Source organism: Gracilimonas sp., assembly GCF_014762685.1.
GTDB lineage: Bacteria > Bacteroidota > Rhodothermia > Balneolales > Balneolaceae > Gracilimonas.
This window is the reverse complement of the sequence record NZ_JABURM010000005.1, coordinates 45,364-68,186: the sequence shown is the minus strand read 5'-3', so window position 1 is coordinate 68,186 and position 22,823 is coordinate 45,364. Positions and strand designations below refer to the sequence as shown.

The following is a 22,823-nucleotide window of genomic DNA, read 5'->3' as shown; positions in this document are numbered from 1 at the left end:
AGCACCATGTTATAAAAGACAGGCCAGTTCTCCCTTCAATCACTCGAAAAGGTGGCCTGTCTTTTGAGGAGGTCAATCAGTTTAAACTTTGCTCAAGCTTAAGAGCCTTTGGGAATAAAATGTTGTTCTCCAGGTGAACATGCTTGTGCAGGTCTTGCTGAAACCCTTCCAGGTTTTGAAATAATACTTTGTATGATGCACAGGCCGTTTCGGGAGGATTGAAACTATTGCTTAATTCCTCAATCCTGGCCATTAAATCTCCGGCTTTGTCGTGCTCATCTTCCAAAGCTTCTATAATAGCCGCTTTTACTGACCCGGTTTTCTTCTGAGTAACCAATTCTTTGATTTGCGGAAATAATTCTTCCTCTTCCTTTTGAAGATGCCCCATCATTTCGCTTCGAAGCAGATAAACATTCTGAAGTATATCGAGTAATTCCGGATCCCTTTCTCCGTGAACACGGGCTACTTTTTCAGCATAAAAGCTGATCTCCGGAAGCATTTTTCGCACGAAACTGTGGTGATTGTTTACAATGTAATCCACCAGGAAATCCAGCGACCACTCATTGTAATTATCTTCAATGTTATCCGTCATATTTAAAGCTTTTAAATCGGATACTACTTCATTCAATTCAATTTTTTTGGAAGTACAGGCTTTTTCCAGCGTCTTTCCTCCTCCGCAGCAAAAGTCGAGACCGTATGAACGGAGTACTTGTGCGGTTCTGTAATCTTCGGCTACTATTTGGCCTACCGGTTTTTGAGATAGTGTTTGGGTATTCATAATGTTATAAAATTTTAAGAGTATTTTGTCTTATTTAGGGTAAAAATTTTTTCTGCGTTACCTGTTTAGGTTATTGCCAGGTAAAATGGCCTTCCGCCGTGAGTCTAAAATGTTTCTCTTTACCTTCTTTGGCAATTTCTATTAAACTGGTCCGCCTGAGCATTTTTTCTATTGATTCCCTTGTGCCTATCCAGCTTTCGTGCAAAGGGCACGGTTCTTGTGATCCACACCCGGGCAAACCCAGTGCACATTGGGTAAAAAGTCCCGGCCCGTCAATGGCAATAACCATATCATACAACGTGGATTTTTTGCCTTTTTGAGAAAGTCTTACTCCCCCATTTGGCCCTTTGTAGGATTCCATCAAACCGTCTGCAGTTAGTTGCTGTAAGATCTTGGTTAAAAAATGAAACGAGATATCCAGTTCTTCACTGATGTCCTTCAGGGAATAGAACTCTCCATCCCTCTTTGAAGCAAGATAAAGAGAGGCTCGCAATCCGTACACACAAGATTTTGATAACAACATAACTAAAAAATTAATTAAGAGTTCTTTGTCTTAATTTAGGAATAAATGTACCAAATCACAGAATCTTTTTCCGAGAATCATACTGTTTGTGAAAATAGTCTTTCCTTCGGCTTATTTTGGTGCAGCTTTAAGTCGAAAGCCATGCAAACATTACGTACAAATGGGATTCCGGCTTCCGTCACTTTGATGGTTCTTCCTGCGATATTTACAAGCCCATCTTCCTCAAGTTCTGACAGACGATTTTTAATCTTCCTGAACATCTGCTCACTGCCCTCAAATTCTGTTTCAAACCGACACATTATATTTAAAATTTGTTTCCGCATCATTAAGTCTGTATTACTTAATAAATGTCCACGGAATATCGGTATTTGTTCCTTCTCTACCCTGGCCTGATAGTCTTCCAGTTTTTTCTCATTCTGTGCAAAGCTGTACCAGCTGTCGCTAATGGCTGACATTCCCAAACCTATCATCACTTTGGTAGCTCCGGCCGTGTATCCCATGAAATTACGGTGAAGGGTTCCGATTTGCATGGCTTCATACAAGCTATCCGATCTCAGGGCAAAATGATCCATACCAATTTCCACATAATCGTTATCATAAAACATTTGCTTGCCCAATTCATATAGCGCTCGCTTTTCATGATCCTTTGGAAGATCCTTTTCATTAAATCCGCGCTGACCATTTCCTTTTATCCAAGGCACATGAGCATAGCTGTAGAAGGCAATCCGGTCGGGACGAAGCTCGTTGGTTTTATCGATGGTTTCCTTAATACCTTCTTTGGTTTGATGTGGAAGCCCAAATACCAGATCATGGTTAACCGAAGTGTATCCAATTTCCTTTGACCATTCATGTACGCGCTTCACATTTTCAAAAGGCTGAATCCTATTAATCGCTAACTGTACTTTTGGATCATAATCTTGTACGCCATACGACACTCTTCTAAAACCCAAATCATACAATGTCTGCAAATGCTCTTTGGAAGTATTATTCGGATGACCTTCAAAACTAAACTCATATTCTTCTGTGACTTCAGCCCGGTCTAAAATCCCACTGATTAAGCGATCTAAATTTGATGTACTGAAAAAAGTTGGTGTTCCGCCCCCTAAATGAATTTCCTTGATACGCGGTATAATGGGCAGGAAGTCAACGTAAATCTGCCATTCTTTTAATACCGTTTCAATATATGGATCTTCAACTTCGTGCCGCTTGGTAATCTTTTTATGACAGCCGCAAAACGTACATAAGCTTTCACAAAACGGAAGATGAATATAAAGAGAGATGCCATCTTCATACGATTCCGCAAAAGCACTGATTAATGTTGATTCCCAGTCTTCGATACCAATCCCTTTTTCATTCCAATACGGAACTGTTGGATAGCTGGTATATCGAGGACCCGGTACGTTGTATTTTTGAATTAACTCGGTATTCATCATTTCTCATAGGTATATGAATTGCATGATAACAACCTTTTGTAAAGTTTTTATGAACTGGGGATGAGAATTTTAAATGTTGAATGAATGACCGAGGACGGATGACGGCGGACCGACATAAGGACCCAATTTTCCCTTCAATATTCCTTATCCCCAGAATCTCAACATAAAGAAAACCAGTACTCCGGTTACTGATACATAGAGCCAGATAGGGAACGTCCAGCGGGAGACTTTTTTGTGAGTTTTAAATTTGCCGCTCAACGAAAAATAGAAACTGGCAAGTACCAGCGGAACTACAAAAACTGAAAGCACAATATGACTTATTAATATGAAGAAATAGACAGGACGCACAAATCCCTCTCCCGTGAACTTGGTATCACCCGTAAAGTGATGGTAAACCACATAGCTCACCAGGAATAAAGAGGAAGTTACAAAGGCGGCCAAATTAAAACGCATGTGCTTTTGGAAATCACGGCGCTTGATCTCCCGAAAGGCGAGCAACAGGAAGATGGTACTCAATGAATTCAATCCGGCATTTACCGCCGAGAGATTTTGAATCCAGGGTACGGAAGCTTCTGCTCCTTCTTTAAAATAGATAAGCCAGAACAGAAAAAATACGGCCGCTGCACTGAGTCCTATTATTAAGGCCAATGCTTTCTTCGCACTGATTTGTTCTAAGATTCGGGAGGACTCGGGAAGTTGTGCTTTTTCTGCCATAAAATGATGCTTCTTTAAATTTCTGAGACAAAGTTAAGACATGCTAAACCAAAACGTGCATTTTTTTGATTCCTTTATCGGCATTTTTTATTTACCGCGAAAGTCCGAAAACACGAACAGGAATGGAATACCGATAGATTTTTCCGGACAAGCGCGGAGGATACAGATTGAGGGCCCCGGCTTACGGTTTATTGAGCCCTGATTGCAGGATGTTGGGTTGAGCTTGATTTTTTTGGAGACGATCCCGCAGGAATCACCGAGTATAGTGCCCGATGGAAATAAACGCTTTAACGTTAAACCTCCACCCGTTGGATGCCAACGGCTTTGGTGGTTGCCGGAGGTTGAGCTTCTTCTATATCAGGCTGCTTGAAGCCCCCCGTAAGCTATCGTTTTTCCCGAACTCCAAACTGAACGTTGATCCGTTTTTACCTGAATCAAATTTATGTGATCCATACAATTGATCTGACAGTGTTTTTATGAGCGTCATGCCGAGAGTGGTTGGGGTCTCAAAGTCAAAATCTTCCTTGAATCCCACTCCGTTATCTTTAACGGTAAGGGAGATCAGTCCATTCAATTCACCAAGGGTAACTGTAATTTGTCCTTCTCTTTTTTCATTAAAAGCGTGCTTGTAGGTATTTGTGATCACCTCATTTAGGATGAGTGTGTAAGGTACCGCTTGATTGATATTTACTATTACTTCATCCAAATTCAAATCAATGGTAATTTCTGTTCCGTCTCCAATAGAATCTGAAATATGTTTGACCAGATTTTCTGTTTGCTCATCAAGGTGGACGTACGTGAAGTCGTGATGCTGATAAAGTTGCTCGTGAATCAGGGCAATGGATTTAATCCGGCTCTGATTGTCGTGCAAGTATTTATACACATTTTCTTCATCAGCCTGATAAGCCTGTAACTGCATAAGACTTGAAACCAACGCCAGATTATTTTTAACCCGATGATGGACCTCCATCAGCAGAATTTCTTTCTCCTTCAGAGACTCCTTGATCCTCTCTTCAGCTAGTTTCTTATCCGTGATATCCTGAAAACTTCCATGCAACCTCACGCATTTGCCTCCGCGGAAAGAAGCTTCTCCAATAGTCCGAATCCATTTCATTTTACCCTTCCCGGTTCTTACTTTCAATTCCAGATCGTAAGATTCACCATATGCAATGGCTTGTTCCACCGCCTTGGAGATCTTGTCCTTACTTTCCCCAACATAAAAATTTATTCCGGCTTCAAGGTCAGGATCATAATCCGCATCCACCTCTAGAATATTTCGCGTAACCTCTGTCCAGTTCATCTTTTCGTTTACAAGGTCATACTCCCAGGCACCGATCTTTGCCATGCGCTGTGCCTGTTTTAACAGATCTTCGAGATTTACCTGCTGTGTAATATCAACGCCGGTTCCCAAAATGTAATTTGTACCATCCTGATTGAAGAATGAGCCGGTCAAATAGAAATAGGGATGTTCCCCATTTTTTGTAGTTACCCTGGCAGATATGCTAGCGGAGCCTTCTTCAAAAGCTTTCTTGATCACGTTAGCTATTCGTTCGTGGTCGTCTTCAAAATAAAAATCTAACGGATGCATATCCTGAATCTCCTGCCAGGAATATCCCAATTGATCTATAAAAGACTGGTTGACCCGAATGTAGTTCATGTCTTCATCCAGCACATAAAACAAGCCGGGGATAGAATCCAAAACCTTTTCCGTAAAAGACTGTTCTTGTAGCAATTTCCTTTCAGCCTCCTTGCGGTCTTTAATATCTATGCCGGTTCCCACCAGTATCATTTCATTATTAATGGTAGTTGTAATGCCGGATAATAAATAGGGAACCTCGCCGCCATCTTTAGTCTTCAGGAATAATTCAACTTCATTTGATGAATATTTCAATGTAGTATCAAAACTTTCAACAGCAGCCTGATAATCTTCCTCAGATACAAAATTTGTGTAATGATTATCCTCACCGGGTTCGTATTCAAATTTTTCTCTGAACCGGTTATTTACACTTATGATCTGTCCTGTTTTGTCTATCACAAAAAAGATGCCCGGAAGACTGTTAATGATATGATTATTGAGTATCTCCTCCAGGTCACGATTCAAGTCAGAGATCTTAAGGTTTTTTTCAAACTCAAACTTCTTCGAGAAAATGGCTTCTACAGATTCCTCGAGTCTGGACTCCAGTTCATCTTTCTCGATCAGATCAGTGGCCCCTGCTTTGACAAGTTTGACAGCCTCATCCAGCTTAAAATTATCCTTAATCAATGTTACAGACACATCAGGATCAAGCTCCTTTACTTTATCTATCACCTCATAACCCGACAGTTCCAAATCAGACAAATCTATAATGATGAGACTGATCGACTGATTCACTAATTCTCTTTTTAGTGAACGATTGCCTTGTCCTCTCCTGATTTCACTGGCTGGTATTCCTGTTCTTTGAAGGATTTGAGAGATAGGTTTATATTCTCTCTCACTTTTTGTGACTGTTAATATATTCCGACTCATGGAATTATTTTCTCGGTACTGATCATTTATTGAAACTAAGGATATACAGATATGTTTCGAAATATAATTTCTTAATTTTTTCTTTTAAACGTCTTAACGCCAATGAGTTAAAAAAACCGAACTAATAGAAAACCAGGCTAATAATAACCTTTTACTGATTACCGCAATGTAACCACCCCGAAAAGGGTTGCATATCCCATCTTCTCAACAATACCAGAGGCTAGACTTTTTGATTTACCACGAAAGTTCAAAAACACGAACAGGAATGATACACGGATTGGGGGGATGGTCGCAGGTTTATGTTAATTTTCTGCAAGCAAAGCTAACTATAATGCCATTTCGCCAGACGACCCAGCCCCTGCCCTCCCTACTGTGGCTGTACCTTGCATGAGAGAGAAACTCCTAAAGAACATCGAGCGCCGAACATGAAATATTGAACTGATTTGGGTTTTTAACCCTGCTTTAATTTAGTAATAAATTTACCCAATGCGTCCCCTTTCCTTGCGGCGGTGAAATGGTTTGGAAAATTATTCAGGCATACCGGAGGAATAGGGTGAGGGTTTTGGAGAATATGGCAATCAAAAAATTCAACCGCACTCACCCACATTACTAATATTAAGGTATGCCCTTTCCTCGCACTGATTTCATCTCAGTTTTTTAAAGGTTCGCAAAGTTTTACTCTTCTGCCACAAAATCATGCTACTATATCTTTGCCAGACAATGTTAAAACATGCCAAACCGAAGCATGTAAAATTTCAATTCCTTTTTCGGCATTTTTGTCAAATGTGTACTATCTTTTCAGCCATTCAATCTCAAGTAGATTGAGAAGTCAAAGTAAATCTATTTAGAATTGTTTTAAATAAAAGACTGTTCGTCGTTTTTCTTCAATTTCCATTGAAAAAATTTATAGATTTGCGCGGCTTCTGAACGGGAGCAAATATTGCTCTATACGTAAACCTAAATCAGCAATCTTTATGGCGCAGATTTTCCCAAAGTGGACAAATCAGGTTCCCCGAAAAATTTTAATTGGATTAATCATACTGCTGAACGCTACTATTTTTGGTGTTTGGTATTTTTTCTCTCCTGAATATACTGATGTGGGCTATGCTCCGGAACAGCCGGTACCCTACAGCCACAAGGTACACGTTGATCAACTCGGGCTTGATTGTCAATATTGCCACACCAGTGTTTTTGATTCTAAGCAGGCTAACATTCCTGCTACCCAAACCTGTATGAATTGTCACAATCAGGTTTTGACTGACAGCGAGAATCTCGAATTAGTCCGTGAAAGTTGGGAAACCGGTAAAGCCATTGAATGGATTCGGGTGAACAACCTCGCTGATTATGCCTATTTCAATCACTCCGCTCACGTAAGTGTTGGCGTAGGTTGCGAAAGCTGTCATGGAAGAGTGGATAAAATGGAAGTCGTATATCAAGCAGAGCCGCTGAGCATGAGCTGGTGCCTGGATTGTCACCGCGAACCCGAGAAATATATACGTCCCGTTGACGAAGTTACTACCATGGGATACAAAATTGAAAATCAGTTAGAGGTTGGAAAAGAATTGGTAGATAAACAAAATATTCATGCTCCAACCTACTGCCAGGGTTGTCATTATTAATAATGAAGGATTCAGAAATTACAGATCAACAGATGAGCGAAGAAGTTAAAGAAACCACATACTGGAAAAGCTTAAGTGAATTAGCTAATAATAAAGAGTATCAGAAATTTGCTGAGCGAGAATTCCCGGAAAATGCTACTGAACTGACCGACGGTGTTTCGCGCCGGGGTTTTCTCCGCGTCATGGGAGCTTCTGTAGCCCTGGCCGGATTAGCAGCTTGTCGCCGACCGGTTCAAAAGATTTTACCTTACTCCAAGCAGCCGGAAGATGTAGTGCCGGGCGTACCTTTATATTATGCAACGGCCATGCCCGTTCAAGGCAACCTGGTGGGCTTAATTGCGGAAAACCACGAAGGCCGCCCAACCAAACTTGAAGGAAATGACCTTCACCCTGCCAGCAAAGGCGGAACCAGTATTTACAATCAAGCGGCCATTCTCGGTCTTTATGATCCTGACCGTTCACGTTCTCCATTAAATAATGGAAACAAAGCCACAGCTGAAGATTTTGAAGCCTTTGCAAGTTCTCATTTTGCCAACACCAATCAGCGCATTGCCTTTATTTCGGAAGCAAACTCCTCTCCTACTTATAACAGTATAAAGGAGCAGGCACTTGCCAAATTCAGCAATGCAAGTTGGGTTACATATGAGCCTTTTGGCGAGGACAATGTGTTGGAAGGAAATCGTATCGCATTTGGCGGCCGGTTACGTTCTCACTACAATTTTACAAATGCTGATGTCATCATCTCTTTAAACGATGACTTCATGAGTTCTACCCATCCTAATAATGTAGAGTACGCCAAACAGGTTTCCTCTCGCAGAAAAGTAACTGGTACTGATGGGGAGATGAACCGTATTTATTCGGTTGAGGACTCTTTCTCTTTGACCGGCTCTTATGCCGATCACCGCTTGAGAATCAAAGCCAGCCAAATGGAGGCATTTACTTATGCCCTGGCAGCCGCACTTTCCACCCGTATTAACGGATTAAGTGTTTTTAGCGGATATTCAAATGAATTTTCTGATCATCGATGGATCACTGTTTTAGCAGATGAGCTGGCAGCTAATGCCGGAAACGCTGCTCTCTCGGCCGGAAGTCAACACAAACCGGAAGTACATGCAGTGGTTGCGGCCATTAATCAGGCTTTAGGCAATGTTGGAAGTACCGTTAACTATCTTGAAGTTCCGCATGTGGACCGCCAGAGCAGTAATGCTGCCTTCGCTGAAGTAGTTTCTGAGATGGAAGCCGGTAATATCGATACCGTAGTTATGGTAGGTGTAAATCCCGTATTTACCGCTCCCGCTGATCTTAATTTTGAAAATGCACTCTCAAAAGTTGAAACCGTAGTCAATCTTTCTGATTATGTGGATGAGACTTCCAAAAAAGTAAACTGGCACGTAAACCGTGCACACTTCCTGGAAGCCTGGGGCGACGGATATTCTTATGGCGGAGCACGTTCTGTGATTCAGCCGCAAATTCAACCGCTGCATGACGGTCTGAGTGAAATTGAATTTTTAAATACCATTGTAAACGGATCTTTAGAGCAAGGTTATGGCCTGGTTCAAAATACTTTCCGTGGATTCTACCGTTCCGGCTTTGATAATAGCTGGACAAAAATCCTTCACGATGGAATTGATACCACCGGGAACTTTAATGCTGTAAATGTTCGGTTAAGCTCCGGTTTTGCTTCTGCAATGAACCGAGCCACGGCCAATGTTTCTGCTACTTCAGGTATTGAAGTGGTAATCCGCCCGGATGCTACTTTATATGACGGGCGTTATGCCAACTTAGGCTGGCTTCAGGAACTGCCTGACCCAATGACCAAGATCACCTGGGATAATGTGGCACTTATGAGCCCGGCCACTGCTGAGAAATTAGGTGTAAGCGAATTCAGTTCCAGTAACGATACTACGGATCTTGTTGAGATCAATGTAAATGGGAAATCCATTAAGATTGCGGCTTGGATTCAACCCGGGCACGTGGATGATGCCATCACACTTACTACAGGATACGGCCGTGATGGAATTGGGCGAGTAGCCAGTTCATATATTGATTATACCGCAGGCGGTGTGGATGTATATCCGCTCAGGGGAACTGAAAATATGTTATATAGTTCAGCAGAAGTTTCCAAAGCTGCCGGAAAATATGAAATTGCCTGCGTTCAGGACCACCACAGCCTTGAAAGCCGTGACATGTACCGGCAGGCTACCCTTACAGAATATAAAGAGAAACCGGATTTTGCTTCTTTTGAATCGGTACATACTTATCCTGTTCCGGGAATGAAAGAAGCAGCGGAGATGGATGAAGATCAACCTATTTCCTTGTTCGACGAGCAAACCTACCCCGACCATGAACCACAATGGGGTATGGCTATCGACCTTAACTCTTGCTTTGGTTGCGGAGTATGTGTGATTGCTTGTCAGTCTGAAAACAATATTCCTGTAATAGGGAAGAAAGAAGTGAAACGCGGCCGTGAGATGCACTGGATTCGTAACGACCGCTATTATGTCGGCGATGATCCGGATTCACCCCAAGCCGTTCACCAACCGGTACCTTGTATGCATTGTGAACTGGCTCCTTGTGAGCAGGTTTGCCCGGTTGCGGCAACCACCCACAGTGAAGACGGCATGAACCAAATGGCTTATAATCGCTGTATCGGAACCCGTTACTGCGCTAATAACTGCCCGTATAAAGTTCGCCGATTCAACTTCTTCAACTATCCAAAAGAATATATAACCACCGGCGACGATCCCGATATCATCCAAATGGCGATGAATCCGGAAGTAACTGTTCGCTTCCGTGGTGTAATGGAAAAATGTACGTATTGCGTACAGCGTGTAAATCGTGCCAAAATTGAAGCTAAAAAAGAAACCGGCTCACCAAAACCGGCCGATGGTACTGTTAAAACAGCTTGTCAGCAAGCTTGTCCTGCTGATGCTATTTATTTCGGGGACTTAACCGACGATAACAGCGAAGTAGCACAGATGAAACGCAACGAACGAAACTTCCAGATGCTCGAGGAGCTGAATACACGTCCGAGAACATCATATATGGCAAAACTTACGAACCCAAACCCGGCTTTGGCTTAAGATATTAATCAGGAATACATCCAAAACATGAGTAAATACCAATACGTACCGGAACCCGCTCTTGTAAAAGGCAATCACGATTTTGCGAGCCTTACACGACTGGTTACTGATATAAATTTACGTCCTACACCAAAAACATGGTACTTGGCCATGATTGGTGCCAATGCACTGCTAATGACTATGGTAGTAGCCATTGGGTATTTAATTTGGGAAGGAACCGGAATCTGGGGCCTTAACAATCCCGTTGGATGGGGTTGGGCTATTATCAACTTTGTATGGTGGGTTGGTATTGGACACGCCGGAACGCTGATTTCAGCTATTCTCTTCCTCTTCCGTCAGGATTGGCGTACTGCCATTAACCGTTTTGCGGAAGCAATGACCATCTTTGCCGTAATGTGTGCCGGGGTATTCCCGGCCATTCACGTAGGTCGTATTTGGGCTATTTATTGGGTGTTTCCGATTCCCAACCAAATGGCTATGTGGCCTAACTTCAACTCTCCCCTTCTGTGGGATGTATTTGCGGTTTCTACCTATTTCACCGTATCCCTTTTGTTCTGGTATGTTGGTTTGGTTCCCGATCTTGCAACCATTCGCGACCGCGCTACTGACAAAATCAGAAAAGTAGCATATGGTATTTTTGCTATGGGCTGGACGGGCTCTAACCGCCACTGGTGGAATTACGAGAAAGCTTATATGATTTTAGCCGGTTTGGCTACTCCTCTGGTACTTTCGGTTCACACCATTGTATCCTTTGACTTTGCCGTTTCCATGATTCCGGGATGGCACACTACTATTTTCCCTCCCTATTTCGTTGCCGGTGCTATCTTCTCCGGATTCGCGATGGTGCTGACCCTGATGATCGTAGCCCGCAAAATTTACGGGATGAAAGAAATTATGACTGACGATCACATGGAAAAAATGAATATCATTATCCTGGTAACCGGCTCAATGGTAGGTTTTGCCTATATGATGGAGTTCTTTATGGCCTGGTACAGTGGCGTTGAATACGAAAAAGCTATTTTTATGCTGAGAGCAACCGGTCCGTATGCATGGGCATATTGGGCGATGATGACTTGTAACGTGTTGTCCCCTCAGTTCTTCTGGTCTAAGAAATTACGCCGCAGCGTCGGGTTCACCTTCTTTATTTCCATTGTCGTGAACATCGGTATGTGGTTTGAACGATTTGTAATTACGGTTACTTCACTGGCAAACGATTACCTGCCGTCAAGCTGGGATTATTATTCACCAACCATCTGGGACGTTTTAACTTACGTTGGAACATTTGGACTGTTTTTCACCATGTTCCTCCTGTTCTTGCGCTTCCTGCCAATGGTTGCACTCGCAGAAATTAAAGCGGTAATTCCCCAGGCTGATCCTCACAATTATGACGAGGAAACCGGTGAATATCACAAGCCAAAAATTGAAGTACCCAAACCTCAATCAGAGAAGGTTTAAAGATTATGAGTACAACTGAACAACAAAATTTATACGGTATTCTGGCCGAATTTAAGAATCCGAAAGAACTGACGGATGTTGCCAAAACAATGTCAAAGTCCGGTTTTAGCAAGTTTGACACGTTCAGCCCATTTCCTATTCATGGAATGGACAAAGCCATGAAGCTGGAAAAATCTAAATTAGGCTGGATTGTTTTTGGTCATGCTTTAATCGGATTTTCAGGTGCTATTGCCATGATGTATTTCATGTCGGTAGTGGATTATCCAATGAACATCAGCGGTAAGCCATTTTTTAATGCACCGGCGTGGGTGCCTATTACTTTTGAGCTAACGGTACTTTTATCTTCATTTGGTGCTGTTTTCGGAATGTTTTTCCTTAACGGGCTTCCAAAATTTCACAACCCTCTTTTTAATGTAGAGCGCTTTAAAAAAGCAACTGATGATGGTTTCTTTGCTTACATAGAAGCTGAAGACGATAAGTTTGACCGCACGGAAGTAAAGAAATTATTTCAAGAAGCCGGTGCTACCCACATCGAGGAAGTATATGATTAAGAATAAAACGCAAATATCATTTCCAGGAATGAATTTTAAAGGAATGTTTAAAATTGCGGGCCTTTGTGCGCTCGGGATTTCTCTTTCTGCCTGCCAGGGGCAACTTTCAGATAAGCCTCCCATCCATCCCAATATGAATATGGATCAACAGCCGAGAAAAGAAGCTCAGGAAGTCAATAACTTCTTTGCTGACGGCCGTTCCATGCGCACGCCTGTAGAAGGAACCGTAGCTCGAGGGCTGGCCAAAACAGACCGGGCTTACTATGAAGGAGTAGATGAAAACGGAGAATTCATTGATGAAATCCCTGTAGACCTTACCAAATCTTTCCTTTACCGCGGAAAAGAACGTTACGAAATTTATTGTACTCCCTGTCACGGACAAACCGGAGCAGGTGACGGTATTATTATGGAAGGAAATTACGGATATGTACCCGCTCCTTCTTATCACGAACCTCGTGTTAGAGATCTTTCAGACGGAGAATTGTACTCTGCAATCTATAACGGTGTAAGAACCATGCCGTCTTATGCTACACAAATTAAGGTTGAAGACCGCTGGGCGATTGTTGCATACATCCGTGCCCTTCAGGAAAGTCAAAACATTACAGAACAAGAACTTCAGGAATATGATGTAGATATTACCGCTCTGCAGAATGAGTTTTCCGGAGAGCAGGCAAGGCTCGATTCCATTGCAGCGGCGAGTGAACCGGAAGAAGCTCCGCAAGCTTCTGTTGAATTAGGACAAGAAGCTATTACGGCCAACGCTTGCGGCACTTGCCACAATGAAGATGGCTCGCCCGGTGGTATTGGCCCGACTTGGGCAGGATTATTTGGCAGTGAAGGTGAAGTAGTAACCGAAGACGGTGAAACCCTCACTATAACAAAAGATGAAGACTACATTCGTGAGTCTATTGTTGAGCCGAATGCCAAAAAACCGGTCGGTTTCGAACAAGGGGTTATGGCTTCGTACAGCTACCTCTCCGATGCTGAAATCGAGTCTATTATTCTATATATAAAAAATCTTGACAACTAAGAACTTTGCTTAATTCACTTACAAAATGAGTCATAAGCCTACAATAACAGATTCTTTACAATTTCCAGCCGACAGCAAAGTTCCTCGTGCTCTTTTTGGAATTGGAGCCGTTGGCCTCATTGCCAGCATCATTGGATATTTCCTGGATGCTGACCAGTTTTTCTTTTCCTACCTGGTAAGTTTTGTATTCTTTACCGGAATTGCTCTTGCCGCCCTTATTATGGTGATGTTACACCACATCACCCGCTCCAGCTGGGGAGTTGTGTTTCGACGTATTTCTGAAGCCTTTTCTTCTAACTTATGGATCTGGGGTATTTTTGTAATACCCGTCCTTTTGGGTATTCATAACCTCTATCACTGGAGCCACCCTGAACTGCTGGATTATGCAAGCCCTGATTTTGATAAAATTGTAAGCGGGAAATCACCCTATCTGAATTCTCCCTTCTTCATTGCCCGTCAGTTTCTTTACTTCGCAATCTGGGGATATTTTGGATGGAAGCTCCATAAAGTATCCGTACAGATGGATAAAACCGGCGATTGGGGACTCACTTCGTTACTCCGCAAAGTAAGCGCCCCCGGCGTTCCTATCTTTGCGTTATCTATTGCATTTGCAAGTTTCGACTGGCTAATGTCGCTCGACCCCCACTGGTTTTCCACCATGTTTGGAGTGTATTTCTTTTCAATCAGTTTTCAGGCATTTTGGCCTGTTATGATTTTGCTGGTTTTTTATATGCAGCGAAAAGGTATTTTAAAAGACACTATTCGTCAGGTCCATATTTATGACTTAGGCGCCTGGTTTTTCGCCTTCACTATTTTTTATGCATATATCGCATTCAGTCAGTTTATGCTTATTTATTATGCGAATCTGCCTGAAGAAACCCTGTGGTATTTCCACCGCCTGGAAGGAAGTTGGAAGTATATCGCATACAGCCTTTTGATATTCCGTTTTGCTGTTCCCTTCCTGGTATTATTGAACCGTGAAGCCAAGAAAAACCGGAAAATTCTCGGCGCTGTATCCGTACTGGTATTGGTAATCCATTTTGCAGAAATTTACTGGATCGCAATGCCGGTACTCTCCGAGCATGGTATCCACTTCAGCTGGATGGATATTACCACCTTCCTTGGATTAGGAGGCGTCTTCTTTGGATTATTCTTCAACACTTTCAAGAAACATGATATGATTCCAAAGAATGATCCGAAGCTGGATGAGTGTCTCTCAAAATCGTATCACCAATAATCGAATTTAACGATGGCAGAAAAGTATAGTTCAGAATTTAAAGCAAAAGTAGCACTCGAAGCCGTAGCACAGGGCCGTTCTGTAATTGAGAAAGTTGCAGAAAAACACAATGTATCTGAAGATCAGGTTATCGCCTGGGCGGCCCAGTTGCATGAAGAAGCTGCTAAAATATTTGGTACGGAAACAGCTGTTGAAGCTGATGATTCCCTGGTTGAAGATGTAGACATCACTACCGAAGACGAAGAGTTTGCTTATGCTGTTGGCCATGGTGTAATGAGTGATACACTCAATTATAAGAAACTGATTTTCTGGTCAACCCTTGGAACCTCATTGGTTATCATTTTTGTTATTGGTTTAGTTTATTTTTCACAATACAGCCTCTTCGAAGCTCAAAAACAAGTTTCATCACAAAGCTCTGTTTCTGACTATTCAGAATTAAAAGCTCAGCAAGAGCAAGAACTGAACAGTTTTGGTGTAGTTGACCTTGAAGAAGGTATTTACAGAATTCCTATTGACAGCGCTATTAGCAGAATAGCCACAGACCAGTAAATTTCAATCTATGAGACGTTTTACACTGTACGCAATTATTTTGCTTGCAGTGTTTCTGACTTCACAACCTGCTTATGCGCAGTTAAATCGTGAACAACCGGATGCGCTGCAAAATCTTGGCATCGATGAACATCTGGGAGAGTATATCCCTTTGGATGCTAAGTTTGCTGATTCTAACGGTGATAGTGTTCTGTTAGGTGATTTATTGGAAGATGGAAAACCGGTTTTACTGAATCCATTGTATTACGAATGTCCGATGTTATGCGGATTGGTTCTTGACGGAACCATAAATGTAATCGAAGATATGGTGTGGAAGCCGGGTAAAGAATTTATTGTTATTTCAATCAGCATCGACCCTGAGGAAGATGCTGAACTGGCGGCACGATCAAAAGAGAATTACCTCAGCCAAATGGATTCGACCACAAAGGCCGGATGGTATTTTTTGACCGGCAAAAAAAGCCAGATTGATAAAGTAGTTGAAGCCGTTGGGTTTCGATACAAAGAAATTGAGGACACCGGAGAATTTGCCCACAGTGCGGCAATTATGCTCTTGAGTCCCGATGGGAAAATAACCCGTTACCTGTACGGGATTTCCTATGATGAATTTAATGTGCGCAGTGCCTTATATGAATCTGCGGATGGAAAGATTGGCAACACCATCGATAAAGTAGTGATGTACTGTTACCAATATGATCCTGATTCCGGCAGTTATGCACCGGTAGCAATTAATATTATGAAGCTTGGCGGCTTGGCTACACTGATTATTCTCGGTATATTCTTAGGCTCGCTTTGGCTTCGTGAAAAACGAAAAAATCAAAACTCTAAAACTGAATTTAACTAATGGGCAGTTTATTCGATTTTATGCTCCCGGAACTTAAATCTCCAATGACGGGAGCAAGTACGGATGCGCTGATGGCTTTCATCCACATCGCAAGTTTCATTATCCTTGGCGGTGTTACCATTGCAATGATCTATTTTGCAATTAAATATAAGCGCAGATCTGACGATGATGAAACTCCGCTAATCACCCACAACAACAAACTGGAAGTTACCTGGTCGGTCATTCCGCTTTTATTGGTTTTTGTTGTTTTTGGATGGGGTTATAAAGGATGGCTGAATCTTAAAACCGTTCCGGATAATGCCTACGAAATTCAAGTTTCTGCGTACAAATGGGGTTGGACTTTCAAATACGATACCGGAGCCCAGGTAGGTAATGAACTGCACGTACCGGCCGGAAAGCCCATTAAAATGGTGATGCAGTCAGAAGACGTGCTTCATTCTTTTTTCGTACCTGATTATCGAATTAAACAAGATGTGCTTCCCAATCGATATACTTATGTCTGGTTTCAGGCTGAAGAACCCGGGGAGTCGCAGGTTTTTTGTACCGAGTACTGCGGTACCTCCCACTCCGATATGTTAGCCAAAGTCATTGTTCATACTAAAGAAGACTTTGATGCCTGGCTGGCAGAACAAGGCAGCGGAAGTGGGGGAACACCGGTAGAACGTGGTGAAAACCTGATCAGCATTCAAGGCTGTGTAACCTGCCACTCTGTAGATGGCTCTGATAAAATTGGGCCAAGCTTCCAGGGGCTATGGGGCAGTGAAAGAAATTTTGAAAGCGCCTCATCAGTTACCGCCGATGAAAATTACATTCGCGAATCAATTCTTGATCCTTCAGCAAAAATTGTAGAGGGATTCCAAAACCAAATGGTTAGCTATGAGGGTCGCCTGAGTGATGACGACATCTCCGATATTATTGAATACATAAAAACTTTAGAAGATTAATATGTCAACAGCTGAAGTAACCCCGGCGTCAACCGGAAATAAAAAAACATTAAAGGTAAAACGGTTTAAGCCATCCGAAAGCCCTAAAAACACCTATCTGACGGATGAAAAAGGTCTTTGGGCATGGATGACTACCGTGGACCACAAGAAAATCGGGATCATGTACCTGGGTTCGGTTACCTTCTTTTTCCTATTGGGAGGTATTCTTGCCCTTCTCTTGAGAACGGAGCTGTTAACACCGGCTAAAACTTTCATTGAGGCGGATACCTACAATCAGTTCTTCACGCTCCACGGAGCAATCATGGTATTCTTCGTGCTCATCCCCTCCATCCCGGCTGCACTGGGAAACTTTGTGCTCCCCATGCAGCTTGGAGCAAAGGATGTAGCCTTCCCAAGGCTTAACCTTGCCAGTTTTTATATCTATGTTATCGGAGCCATTTTTACGTTCATTGCTCTTGCCAACAATGGATTGGATACCGGCTGGACCTTCTACACTCCGTACAGTACCGAATCTTCATCGAGTGTAATATGGGTAACTCTTGGGGTCTTCATACTTGGATTTTCATCCATATTAACCGGTACTAACTTTATCGCCACCATTCACAAGTTACGGGCTCCCGGCATTACCTGGGGTAAACTTCCTTTAAACTTATGGGCATTATATGCCACCAGTATTATTCAGGTACTTGCGACTCCCGTATTAGCCATTACCGTTTTGCTTCTTACCATGGAGCGCGCGCTCGGTATAGGAATTTTTGATCCGGCCCTGGGCGGTGACCCGGTTTTATTTCAGCATTTCTTCTGGTTTTACTCCCACCCCGCGGTATATATTATGATTGTACCGGCCTTTGGGATTATCTCTGAAGTGATCACCACCTTCTCCAAGAAACACATTTTTGGATATTGGGCCATCGCACTTTCATCCCTGGCTATCGCCTTTATTGGATTCCTGGTATGGGGACACCACATGTTCACCTCAGGACAGTCTGCCGTGGCAACTACGGTGTTCTCATTCCTGACCTTCCTCGTAGGAATTCCGACCGGAATTAAGATCCTGAACTGGGTGGCGACACTGTACAAAGGTTCTATTGAAATGAAAACACCGATGATCTATGTGTTTATATTCTTGTTCATATTCTCCATCGGTGGTTTTACAGGAATTATGCTTGGAGCACTTGCTGCAGATATTCACCTTCATGATACCTACTATGTGGTTGCTCACTTCCATTATGTAATGATGGGTGGTACCCTGATTTCATTTCTTGCCGGTCTCCACTATTGGTGGCCAAAAATAACCGGTAAGATGTACAACGAATTTCAGGCAAAAGTTGGAGCCGCACTTATTTTCATCGGTTTTAATGTAACCTTTCTCCCGCAATTCATTATGGGATCACAGGGAATGCCGCGACGATATTACAATTACATTGATCAGTTTACTGTATTTCATCAAACGTCAACCATCGGGTCATACATCCTGGGGGTTGGCTTCTTACTGATCGCCTTCTACCTGGCAAAATCATTAATGAGCGGAGAAAAAGCCGGTTCCAACCCATGGGGAAGCCGCGGCTTGGAATGGCAATCTACCTCTCCTCCTGATTTCCATAATTTTGATCACACACCCGTGGTTATCAATGGTCCGTACGACTATCACAAACCCATGGAAGAATTCCAGCTTGGGCTGGCAAATGATCACGATGCTCATTAAGAGCTTCGGACAAATTAGAAGCAGTAGAAGAATTCACATATAAAAATGTTAACACAAAAAACACAACTCGGGAAGTAAATGGCGAATCATTCGACTTCAACCCCCACACATGTGCACCATCATTTTGTTGACAGCGATCAGCAATTTGATACGGCGAAACTGGGAATGTGGGTGTTCTTGGTAAACGAAATCTTATTTTTTGGCGGATTATTCTGTGCCTATATCATTTATAGGGCATGGTATCCGGAACTATTCCAAATGGCTGCACTTGAGCTTAACACTTTTTGGGGAGCAGTAAATACTGTTGTTCTGATCGGTAGTAGTTTAACGGTGGCTATGGCAATCCGTTCCGCTCAAAAAAACCAAATGAAAGGACTCAGGATAAACCTGCTTATAACCATTGCACTCGCCTGTGTGTTTATGGTGATTAAAGGGTTTGAGTACTCACACAAATTTCATTTGGGAATTTTCCCCGGTGAATTTTATACCTACGAAGGTCTTGAGCACGCACAAGCGGCTATTTTCTTCAGCATCTATTATATGCTAACCGGAGTTCACGCTTTGCACGTTCTTATTGGAATTGGGTTGATTTCCTGGATTTACGTCCGGGCCCGCCGAGGGGAGTTCAACAGTGAATATTACACTCCCGTGGAAATCACCGGACTGTATTGGCACTTGGTTGACCTCATTTGGATCTTCCTCTTTCCCCTGCTTTACCTCATTGAATGACAGATATTATTTTATCCTAAACGATTTTAAACTATGAGCGCACATAATCACGAACATCATATTTCATCAGCCGGCCAGCTTTGGGCCGTTGGAACTGCACTTTTTATCTTGACTATACTCACCGTAGTATTGGCAAAATTTGTAGCTATTCCCCCGCCTTTTGACGTAATAACTGCACTTTCCATTGCATTGGTTAAAGCATTTTTAGTAGCGGCATTTTTCATGAATCTCTATTGGGATGTTAAATTTAACGCAATGTTGTTGGTTATGGCAGTAGCCTTCTTCATGCTGATGGTAATCATCACCCTGCTTGATACCATGTATCGCAACGATGTAGTTCCTTCTTTTTGAGGCAGGATTATTGATTTAGCATACTTGGAATTTACTTTTTAAAAACCTCCGGACGGAGGTTTTTTTATTTAATTAATATTTTAGGTTCTTGAAAGAATGTATGACTACCTTACTTATTGACTCCCAATAGCTTACATGTATTTTATATAATGAAAATAAAACTAGTATTACTTCTTGCGCTTTGTGCTTTAACCGATTGTTTGTTTGCCCAGAATAATGTTCTATGGAAATTTGAAACTAATGACAGAGTTTATTCCTCTCCTGTAACAAATGGCAACTTGTTATATTTTGGGAGCGGAGATCATACATTCTATGCTATCCATAAAGAAACCGGTGAAAAAGCTTGGGAGTATAAAACAAAGGGAGCTGTTCATTCCACAGCCAGTATATTCGATCATATCATTTACTTTGCAAGTGCAGACGGTAATCTATATGCCCTCGATAAAAATGATGGATCTTTAATTTGGCTTTTTCAATCGGAAGGTGAAAAAAGTTATGATATTTGGGACTATTATCTTTCTGATCCAATGGTCTATGAAGATAAGGTTTACTGGGGAAGCGGAGATGGTCATATGTATGCTTTAAACGGACTAAGCGGAGACTTGGAATGGAAATATCAAACGGATGACATTATACATGCTTCTCCGGTTGTTGCCGACAACCAATTATATTTCGGAAATTATAATGGAAATTTTTACTCCCTTAATACTGAGAATGGAGACCTAATTTGGAAATTCAAAACTATTGGAAGTTCATTTTTTCCCAAAGGGGAAATTCAAAAAGCAGCCGCTATAGATAATGAAACCGTTTATTTTGGCAGCAGAGATTATAATATTTATGCCTTGAGCACAAAAACCGGTCGGGGTAAATGGAATATCAAAACCGGAAGTTGGGTAATCTCCACTCCTTTGGTATATAAAGAAAACCTGTTTTTTGGAACTTCTGATTCACACATCTTTTACAATACAAACAAAAATAATGGTAAAGTGAATTGGGAATTTCCGGTAGAAATGAGGGTTTATGGTTCTGCAGTTGCCCATAATGAGATCATCTATTTTGGAAGTTTTGATGGCAAAGTTTACGGCGTGCACTTTGAAACCGGGAAAAAGGTTTGGGAATTTCAAACTGAAAACAGCAAAAAGAATTACCATACCATTTTCAGTGAAGAAGGTGGGTTCAATGAAGACTTTATTTTATATGGAGAAGAATATCTTGAATCAGAAAAGATGATTCACTCCTTAGGCTCTATTCTATCCACCCCTTTGATTGATGGGAATGTGATCTATTTTGGAAGCTCAGACGGCAATTTATATGCCATTAGCTTAGAATAATACCCCTCAATAGTTCATCAATGTGGGAGGTTCGATGCCGGTTCCCTGTGTCCCTTTGGAGGACTTTGACTTTAATTGATATCTATTATAAACCCCGTCATCGCGAGGAGACAAAAAATCATCCATCGCTAATCGGTCGTTCGGTTCATCGCAGTTCAATTTAACAGCGCCCGAAGCCTAATCCTCGACCTCACCAATGAGTTCTCCTCCTTGAGAAGGAGGAGACAGAGGAGGTCGGAGTTTAAGGCAACCAACTCATTTAAAATATACATTCGAACCGGATGTTCGATCAGGCGTTCCCAACCAGAAGGTTGGGAACGAGGGTAAATAGGGACAGGGTTTTAGCCTGTATTCAACATCAAGCCCGTATCCGGGAGATTGCCGCGTCGTTGGACTTCCCAAACCTGCATTACGCCTCCCGGGCTCCTCGCAATGACCGGTTTTTTTTGGAATTTGGAATTTGGAATTTCAAAGTTCAGGGCCGGAGCGCTAATATTCATTTCTGAATCCTTCCAATGGATTCTTATATTCAAATTCAACCAATTTAAAAGTACATGAGCTTATCAAAAACTACTATCGGTCCATTTGAATTATACACTGTTGAAACCGGCGACTTCCGTTTAGACGGCGGTGCGATGTTTGGCGTAGTGCCTAAGACATTATGGTCAAAGGCACTTCCTGCCGATGAGAAAAACCGCATCCCTATGACCATGCGTTGCCTGCTTATCAAGTCAAACAACACCGGAAAGGTTTACCTGATTGATAACGGAGCCGGCACCAAGTTCAATGAGAAAATGGAAGGTATCTATCAGCTCGATCAAAGCTCCAAAAATCTTAAAAATTCATTGCAGGAACAAGGCTTTGACTTTGATGATGTGACGGACATCATCTTCACTCATTTACATTTTGATCACTGCGGAGGCACCAGTTTTTATGATGACAATAATAAACTGAAGCTCACCTTCCCCAATGCAGATTATCATGTAGTAGATACCCACTGGGAAAATGCCAATAACCCGAATGCCCGTGAAAAAGCCAGTTTCCTCCCGGAAAACATCAACCCGATAAAAGAATCCGGAAAACTTAAGCTGGTAAAAGAAAATCATGAGTATGAGCCTGGATTATCATCTGTTATTGCAAACGGACATACAATCGGGCAGCAGCTGCCAAAAATTGAACATGACGGAAAAGTCCTGGTTTTTGCAGCTGATTTAATTCCCACTCATGTACACGTTCCCCTTCCCTGGGTGATGGGATATGATATGTACCCGGTTCAAACGCTGGATGAAAAAGATACGTTTCTAAAGCAAGCGGCTGAACAAAACTGGAACCTGTATCTGGAACATGATGCACACAAGGAAATCATCCGCATCCAACAAAAAGACGGTCGCTTCTCAGTTTCTGAAACTTTAACACTTAATGACCTTTAACCTGCAATAAATAG

The 22,823-nt window shown here is 42.2% G+C and carries 20 protein-coding genes; 14 read left to right on the top strand and 6 right to left on the bottom strand.

Going from position 1 to position 22,823, the window contains the following annotated elements; all coding sequences use genetic code 11:
- Positions 1 to 76: 76 nt before the first annotated feature.
- The 5 genes from ric to HUJ22_RS00510 form a co-directional block, all read right to left on the bottom strand.
- The gene (ric, locus tag HUJ22_RS00530; protein WP_290872134.1) at positions 77 to 778 is read right to left on the bottom strand and encodes an iron-sulfur cluster repair di-iron protein; all 702 of its coding nucleotides are present in this window, start codon (positions 776 to 778) and stop codon (positions 77 to 79) included.
- A gap of 70 nt (positions 779 to 848) precedes the next feature.
- On the bottom strand, positions 849 to 1,301 hold the full coding sequence (locus HUJ22_RS00525) for an Rrf2 family transcriptional regulator (protein WP_290872131.1): 453 nt from the start codon (positions 1,299 to 1,301) through the stop codon (positions 849 to 851).
- Between the two features lie 77 nt (positions 1,302 to 1,378).
- Positions 1,379 to 2,731, bottom strand: a complete 1,353-nt coding sequence (gene hemN / locus HUJ22_RS00520; RefSeq protein WP_366870987.1) for an oxygen-independent coproporphyrinogen III oxidase — start codon at positions 2,729 to 2,731, stop codon at positions 1,379 to 1,381.
- A 147-nt stretch (positions 2,732 to 2,878) separates the two neighbouring features.
- The gene (locus HUJ22_RS00515; protein ID WP_290872125.1) at positions 2,879 to 3,448 is read right to left on the bottom strand and encodes a DUF420 domain-containing protein; all 570 of its coding nucleotides are present in this window, start codon (positions 3,446 to 3,448) and stop codon (positions 2,879 to 2,881) included.
- A 352-nt stretch (positions 3,449 to 3,800) separates the two neighbouring features.
- Entirely contained in the window at positions 3,801 to 5,954 is a 2,154-nt protein-coding gene (locus HUJ22_RS00510) for a response regulator (RefSeq protein WP_290872122.1), read from the bottom strand.
- 974 nt (positions 5,955 to 6,928) lie between these two features.
- Between HUJ22_RS00510 and HUJ22_RS00505 the strand changes: the two genes are divergently transcribed.
- The 13 genes from HUJ22_RS00505 (at position 6,929) to HUJ22_RS00445 (ending at position 21,379) form a co-directional block, all read left to right on the top strand.
- Positions 6,929 to 7,573 (top strand): cytochrome c3 family protein, encoded by a 645-nt coding sequence (locus HUJ22_RS00505; protein WP_290872119.1) that lies wholly within the window; start codon positions 6,929 to 6,931, stop codon positions 7,571 to 7,573.
- A gap of 32 nt (positions 7,574 to 7,605) precedes the next feature.
- A complete protein-coding gene (locus tag HUJ22_RS00500) occupies positions 7,606 to 10,656 on the top strand; it encodes a TAT-variant-translocated molybdopterin oxidoreductase (protein ID WP_290872116.1) in 3,051 nt (1,016 codons plus the stop codon).
- A 27-nt stretch (positions 10,657 to 10,683) separates the two neighbouring features.
- The gene (nrfD, locus tag HUJ22_RS00495) at positions 10,684 to 12,111 is read left to right on the top strand and encodes an NrfD/PsrC family molybdoenzyme membrane anchor subunit (protein ID WP_290872113.1); all 1,428 of its coding nucleotides are present in this window, start codon (positions 10,684 to 10,686) and stop codon (positions 12,109 to 12,111) included.
- A gap of 5 nt (positions 12,112 to 12,116) precedes the next feature.
- The gene (locus tag HUJ22_RS00490) at positions 12,117 to 12,662 is read left to right on the top strand and encodes a DUF3341 domain-containing protein (RefSeq protein WP_290872110.1); all 546 of its coding nucleotides are present in this window, start codon (positions 12,117 to 12,119) and stop codon (positions 12,660 to 12,662) included.
- Positions 12,663 to 12,705: 43 nt separating this feature from the next.
- Positions 12,706 to 13,692 carry a c-type cytochrome gene (locus HUJ22_RS00485; RefSeq protein WP_290872108.1) on the top strand — a complete coding sequence of 329 codons (987 nt, stop codon included), beginning with the start codon at positions 12,706 to 12,708 and terminating at the stop codon, positions 13,690 to 13,692.
- Between the two features lie 25 nt (positions 13,693 to 13,717).
- Positions 13,718 to 14,929, top strand: coding sequence for a hypothetical protein (locus HUJ22_RS00480; protein WP_290872106.1), 1,212 nt, complete (start codon positions 13,718 to 13,720; stop codon positions 14,927 to 14,929).
- Positions 14,930 to 14,941: 12 nt separating this feature from the next.
- Positions 14,942 to 15,478, top strand: a complete 537-nt coding sequence (locus tag HUJ22_RS00475) for a transposase (RefSeq protein ID WP_290872102.1) — start codon at positions 14,942 to 14,944, stop codon at positions 15,476 to 15,478.
- A 10-nt stretch (positions 15,479 to 15,488) separates the two neighbouring features.
- A complete protein-coding gene (locus tag HUJ22_RS00470) occupies positions 15,489 to 16,319 on the top strand; it encodes an SCO family protein (protein ID WP_290872099.1) in 831 nt (276 codons plus the stop codon).
- The gene (gene coxB, locus HUJ22_RS00465; RefSeq protein ID WP_290872096.1) at positions 16,319 to 17,263 is read left to right on the top strand and encodes a cytochrome c oxidase subunit II; all 945 of its coding nucleotides are present in this window, start codon (positions 16,319 to 16,321) and stop codon (positions 17,261 to 17,263) included. Before HUJ22_RS00470 ends, coxB begins: the two co-directional genes overlap by 1 nt.
- A 1-nt stretch (position 17,264) precedes the next feature.
- Positions 17,265 to 18,968, top strand: coding sequence for a cytochrome c oxidase subunit I (ctaD, locus tag HUJ22_RS00460; protein WP_290872093.1), 1,704 nt, complete (start codon positions 17,265 to 17,267; stop codon positions 18,966 to 18,968).
- Positions 18,969 to 19,046: 78 nt separating this feature from the next.
- Complete coding sequence (locus HUJ22_RS00455; protein ID WP_290872091.1) at positions 19,047 to 19,697, top strand: cytochrome c oxidase subunit 3 family protein; 651 nt, start codon at positions 19,047 to 19,049, stop codon at positions 19,695 to 19,697.
- Between the two features lie 33 nt (positions 19,698 to 19,730).
- Complete coding sequence (locus HUJ22_RS00450) at positions 19,731 to 20,048, top strand: cytochrome C oxidase subunit IV family protein (protein WP_290872088.1); 318 nt, start codon at positions 19,731 to 19,733, stop codon at positions 20,046 to 20,048.
- 149 nt (positions 20,049 to 20,197) lie between these two features.
- Positions 20,198 to 21,379 (top strand): PQQ-binding-like beta-propeller repeat protein, encoded by a 1,182-nt coding sequence (locus HUJ22_RS00445; RefSeq protein ID WP_290872085.1) that lies wholly within the window; start codon positions 20,198 to 20,200, stop codon positions 21,377 to 21,379.
- A 341-nt stretch (positions 21,380 to 21,720) separates the two neighbouring features.
- Here the strand turns inward: HUJ22_RS00445 and HUJ22_RS00440 are convergent, their stop codons facing one another.
- Positions 21,721 to 21,879 (bottom strand): hypothetical protein, encoded by a 159-nt coding sequence (locus tag HUJ22_RS00440; RefSeq protein WP_290872083.1) that lies wholly within the window; start codon positions 21,877 to 21,879, stop codon positions 21,721 to 21,723.
- 54 nt (positions 21,880 to 21,933) lie between these two features.
- On the opposite strand from HUJ22_RS00440, the gene HUJ22_RS00435 reads away from it, so the two are divergent.
- Positions 21,934 to 22,809: an MBL fold metallo-hydrolase gene (locus HUJ22_RS00435; protein WP_290872080.1), complete on the top strand. Its 876-nt coding sequence runs from the start codon at positions 21,934 to 21,936 to the stop codon at positions 22,807 to 22,809.
- Positions 22,810 to 22,823: the final 14 nt, after the last annotated feature.

Excerpts from the sequence above, each read along its gene's own strand:
- ric (WP_290872134.1), bottom strand. The coding sequence starts at position 778 with ATGAATACCCAAACACTATCTCAAAAACCGGTAGGCCAAATAGTAGCC.
- HUJ22_RS00525 (WP_290872131.1), bottom strand. The coding sequence starts at position 1,301 with ATGTTGTTATCAAAATCTTGTGTGTACGGATTGCGAGCCTCTCTTTAT.
- hemN (WP_366870987.1), bottom strand. The coding sequence starts at position 2,731 with ATGAATACCGAGTTAATTCAAAAATACAACGTACCGGGTCCTCGATAT.
- HUJ22_RS00515 (WP_290872125.1), bottom strand. The coding sequence starts at position 3,448 with ATGGCAGAAAAAGCACAACTTCCCGAGTCCTCCCGAATCTTAGAACAA.
- HUJ22_RS00510 (WP_290872122.1), bottom strand. The coding sequence starts at position 5,954 with ATGAGTCGGAATATATTAACAGTCACAAAAAGTGAGAGAGAATATAAA.
- HUJ22_RS00505 (WP_290872119.1), top strand. The coding sequence starts at position 6,929 with ATGGCGCAGATTTTCCCAAAGTGGACAAATCAGGTTCCCCGAAAAATT.
- HUJ22_RS00500 (WP_290872116.1), top strand. The coding sequence starts at position 7,606 with ATGAGCGAAGAAGTTAAAGAAACCACATACTGGAAAAGCTTAAGTGAA.
- nrfD (WP_290872113.1), top strand. The coding sequence starts at position 10,684 with ATGAGTAAATACCAATACGTACCGGAACCCGCTCTTGTAAAAGGCAAT.
- HUJ22_RS00490 (WP_290872110.1), top strand. The coding sequence starts at position 12,117 with ATGAGTACAACTGAACAACAAAATTTATACGGTATTCTGGCCGAATTT.
- HUJ22_RS00485 (WP_290872108.1), top strand. The coding sequence starts at position 12,706 with ATGTTTAAAATTGCGGGCCTTTGTGCGCTCGGGATTTCTCTTTCTGCC.
- HUJ22_RS00480 (WP_290872106.1), top strand. The coding sequence starts at position 13,718 with ATGAGTCATAAGCCTACAATAACAGATTCTTTACAATTTCCAGCCGAC.
- HUJ22_RS00475 (WP_290872102.1), top strand. The coding sequence starts at position 14,942 with ATGGCAGAAAAGTATAGTTCAGAATTTAAAGCAAAAGTAGCACTCGAA.
- HUJ22_RS00470 (WP_290872099.1), top strand. The coding sequence starts at position 15,489 with ATGAGACGTTTTACACTGTACGCAATTATTTTGCTTGCAGTGTTTCTG.
- coxB (WP_290872096.1), top strand. The coding sequence starts at position 16,319 with ATGGGCAGTTTATTCGATTTTATGCTCCCGGAACTTAAATCTCCAATG.
- ctaD (WP_290872093.1), top strand. The coding sequence starts at position 17,265 with ATGTCAACAGCTGAAGTAACCCCGGCGTCAACCGGAAATAAAAAAACA.
- HUJ22_RS00455 (WP_290872091.1), top strand. The coding sequence starts at position 19,047 with ATGGCGAATCATTCGACTTCAACCCCCACACATGTGCACCATCATTTT.
- HUJ22_RS00450 (WP_290872088.1), top strand. The coding sequence starts at position 19,731 with ATGAGCGCACATAATCACGAACATCATATTTCATCAGCCGGCCAGCTT.
- HUJ22_RS00445 (WP_290872085.1), top strand. The coding sequence starts at position 20,198 with ATGAAAATAAAACTAGTATTACTTCTTGCGCTTTGTGCTTTAACCGAT.
- HUJ22_RS00440 (WP_290872083.1), bottom strand. The coding sequence starts at position 21,879 with ATGAATATTAGCGCTCCGGCCCTGAACTTTGAAATTCCAAATTCCAAA.
- HUJ22_RS00435 (WP_290872080.1), top strand. The coding sequence starts at position 21,934 with ATGAGCTTATCAAAAACTACTATCGGTCCATTTGAATTATACACTGTT.